Origin of the sequence: Tepidimonas sp. (assembly GCF_036825565.1) — a bacterium.
GTDB lineage: Bacteria > Pseudomonadota > Gammaproteobacteria > Burkholderiales > Burkholderiaceae_C > Tepidimonas.
Genome location: NZ_DAISXZ010000117.1, coordinates 1 through 3,622, shown reverse-complemented (window position 1 = coordinate 3,622; position 3,622 = coordinate 1). Strand labels below are relative to the sequence as shown.

At 72.8% G+C, this 3,622-nt stretch carries 2 protein-coding genes; both read left to right on the top strand.

Going from position 1 to position 3,622, the window contains the following annotated elements; all coding sequences use genetic code 11:
• On the top strand, positions 1 to 2,749 hold a 2,749-nt coding region (locus tag V7026_RS11180; protein WP_334155453.1), incomplete at its 5' end, for a YhdP family protein.
• Positions 2,746 to 3,552, top strand: a complete 807-nt coding sequence (locus V7026_RS11175) for a carbon-nitrogen hydrolase family protein (RefSeq protein ID WP_334155452.1) — start codon at positions 2,746 to 2,748, stop codon at positions 3,550 to 3,552. The genes V7026_RS11180 and V7026_RS11175, both read left to right, overlap by 4 nt.
• The last annotated feature ends 70 nt before the right edge of the window (positions 3,553 to 3,622 follow it).

The following is a 3,622-nucleotide window of genomic DNA, read 5'->3' as shown; positions in this document are numbered from 1 at the left end:
GGGTGGGCGGGCGACGCTGGCGCTGCGCCACGGGGCGCTGGTCTTTCCCGGCGTGTTCGAAGACCCCCGACTGACGTTCGACGAGCTGTCGGCCGACGCCCGCTGGACCGTCGAGGGCCCGGCGATCAAGCTGGACGTCAGCCGCCTGAGCTTTGCCAATGCCGACGCTGCCGGCAGCGGCAGCGTGCGCTGGCGCACGGCCGATCCCGCCCACAGCGCGGCGCGGGACCGCTTTCCCGGGCGCATGACGCTGGACGTGCGCTTGACCCGTGCCGACGGCGCGCGCGTGGCGCGCTACCTGCCGGTCACGGTGGGGGCCGGCGCGCGGCAGTATCTGCAGACCGCTATTCGCGCTGGCCGGGCGAGCAGCGCCACGTTCCGCATCGATGGGGATTTGTGGGACTTTCCCTTTGCCGACGCCCAGCAGGGCACCTTCGAGGTGCGGGCCCAGTTGCACGACGTGGCCTTCGACTACGCTCCGCGGCATCTGCTGCCGGCGGGCAGCGCCCCCTGGCCGGCGCTGGAGCGCGTGGCAGGCGAGCTGCTGATCGAGCGGCGACGCCTGCAGATCCTGCGCGCCGGGGGCAGTGTCGTGGGGCAGCCGGCGCTGCGGGCGCTGCAGGCCGAGGCTGTCATTCCCGACTACATGGCCGACGAACCGCAGTTGCAGGTCAAGGGGCTGGTCCGGGGGGCGGGCGACGATGCGCTGCGTTTCGTGGCCGCATCGCCGCTGCGCGACTTCACCGGCGGGGTGCTCGACACCGCGCGGGCCACCGGTGTGCTGGACGTGGCATTGGATCTGCGCATGCCCCTGAACCACACCGACCGCACCCAGGTGCGCGGACAAGTGCGCTTTGCCGGCAACGATGTGCAGATGCGCCCGGACGTACCCCCCCTGCACGGCGTGCGCGGGGCGCTCGACTTCACCGAACAGGGCTTCGAGGTGGCGCAGGCGAGCGCGCGCGTGCTGGGTGGCGAGCTGCGCTTTAGCGGCGGCCTGGGCCGGCGCGACGGTGCCGCGGTGGTGCGTTTTCAGGGCCAGGGGACGGTCAGCGCCGCCGGGCTGGCGGCCAGCCGCGAATGGGACTGGGCCCGCTGGCTGGGCGAGCGCGCCCAGGGGGCCACACGGTATGCGCTTGGCCTGGCGTTTGGGCCGCAGGGTATGGATCTGCAGTTCGACAGCGATTTGCGGGGCTTGGGGGTGGCGCTGCCAGCGCCGCTGGCCAAGCCGACGGACGCCGCCTGGCGTGTCCAGGTGGCGGTGCAGACCCGACCGCGTCCCGATCCAGCGGCCGACGTCACCCGCGACCTCCTGCGCCTCACCGTCGAGCCCTCGGGCGACGCGGCGCCGCTGCGCGCCGAATACGAGCGCGAACACACTGGCCCGCGCACCGCCGTGCGCCGCGGGCGACTGGCGCTGGGCGCCGAGCTGCCGGACTGGCCCGCCGCCGGCGTGACCGGCGTGGCGCGCCTGCGCGCGCTCGATGCCGATGCGTGGCAGGCCCTGCTGGAGCCGGACCCCGCGCCGGTACCCCTGCGTGCCAGTGGCACCAGCGGCGCCAGCGCGGCGGCGGGGCTGGACTGGCGCGGCAGCGACGCCTACTGGCCCAGCTGGCTGGGGGTCACGCTGGACCGTCTGGTGGTCGGTGGCCGATCGTTCGACGCGCTGACGGCCGGTGGCTCGCGCGAGGGCGATCTGTGGCGGCTGACGGTGGCGGCCCGCCAGTTGGAGGGCTATCTGGAGTACCGGGGCGGCGCGCAGGAGCGGCTGTTGGCTCGGCTGGCGCGGCTGGAGCTGCCGCGCAGCGCCGCGGCCGATGTCGAGCGGCTGGCCAGCCAGCCCCGCTCGGTCCCCGCGCTGGATGTGGAGGTGGACGCCTTCGAGCTGGCCGGCCGTCCGCTGGGGCGGCTGGAGGTCCAGGCGGTCAACCGCGAGGCCGGGCAGGGTGGCGAGGTGCTGCGCGAATGGCGGCTGCAATCGCTGCGCCTGACCGTGCCGGAGGCGCGCTTGAGTGCATCGGGCAACTGGGCCCCCACCGCGGCTGTGACAGGCCCCGGGCAGGCGGCCAGCGCCCGCCGCACCGCCTTGCAGGTGCGGCTGGACATCGGCGACGCGGGCGCGTTGTTGGAGCGCTTTGGTTTCGCCGGCACGCTGCGCGGCGGGCGGGGGCGTCTGGAAGGCACGCTGGGCTGGCTGGGCTCGCCTCTGGGGTTGCACATGCCCAGCCTGTCTGGCGAGCTGTTGCTGGAGGTGCAACGCGGGCAGTTTCTCAAGGCCGACCCGGGCGTCGCCAAACTGCTCGGGGTACTGAGCCTGCAATCCCTGCCGCGGCGGCTGACGCTGGATTTTCGCGATGTCTTCAGCGAGGGGTTCGCGTTCGATTTCGTCCGCGGCAACGCCCGCATCACGCGCGGCGTGGCCAGCACCAACAACCTGCAAATGAAGGGCGTCAGCGCAGCCGTGCTCATTGAAGGTCAGGCCGATCTGGTGCGCGAAACCCAGGACCTGACGGCCGTGGTGGTGCCCGAGCTGAATGCGGGCACCGCCTCGCTGGTGGCGACCATGATCAACCCCGTCACCGGACTGGGCACTTTTTTGGCGCAATGGCTGCTGCGCGAGCCGCTGCAGGCGGCGGCCACGCAGACCTTTCGCATCACCGGCGCGTGGGCCGATCCCCAGGTCGAGCGCGTCCGGCGTACGATACCTTCCTCTGAGCCTTCCGACGTCAACCCGGACCGCACCCCATGAAAGTCGCCGCCATCCAGATGGTGTCGGGCGCCAGCCTCGACCCCAACCTCGCCCAGGCCCACGCGCTGCTGGACCAGGCGCGCCACGCCGGCGCCGAGCTGGCGGTGCTGCCGGAGTACTTTTGTTTGATGGGCCGGCGCGACGCCGACAAGCTGCTGATCGCCGAGCAGCCGGGCCTAGGCACCGTGCAGGATTTCCTGTCCGATACCGCGCGCGAGCTGGGGATGTGGATCGTCGGCGGCACCGTGCCGCTGGCCACCGACGATCCGCAGCGCGCCGCCAACGCCTCGCTGGTCTACGACCCACAGGGCCGCTGCGTGGCGCGCTACGACAAAATCCATTTGTTCCGCTTCCACGACGGCCAGCAGGGCTACGACGAAGCCGCGGTGCTCAAGCCCGGCGCGCAGCCGGTGACCTTCACGCTGACCGACCGCGGTGGCACCGCGTGGCGCGTGGGCCTGAGCGTGTGCTACGACCTGCGCTTTCCGGAGCTCTATCGGCAACTGGCGGCCGATGTGCTGGTGGTGCCGGCGGCCTTCACCCACGTCACCGGCCAGGCGCACTGGGAGGTGCTGCTGCGCGCGCGCGCCATCGAGAACCAGGCCTATGTGATTGCCAGCGCGCAGGGCGGCGTGCACGAGAACGGCCGCCAGACCTGGGGCCAAAGCATGGTGATCGACCCCTGGGGCGTGGTGCTGGCGCAGCAGGCCGCCGGCGCGGGCGTGGTGGTGGCCGAGCTGGACCGCGCCCGGCTGGAGGAAGTGCGCCGCCGCCTGCCGGCACTGCAGCATCGCCGCCTGTGACGCAATGCGCGGGTGGGTGTGCGGGAGGGCTCAGCGCGGCGGCTCGTCTGGCCGGGGTGTATCCGTGGCC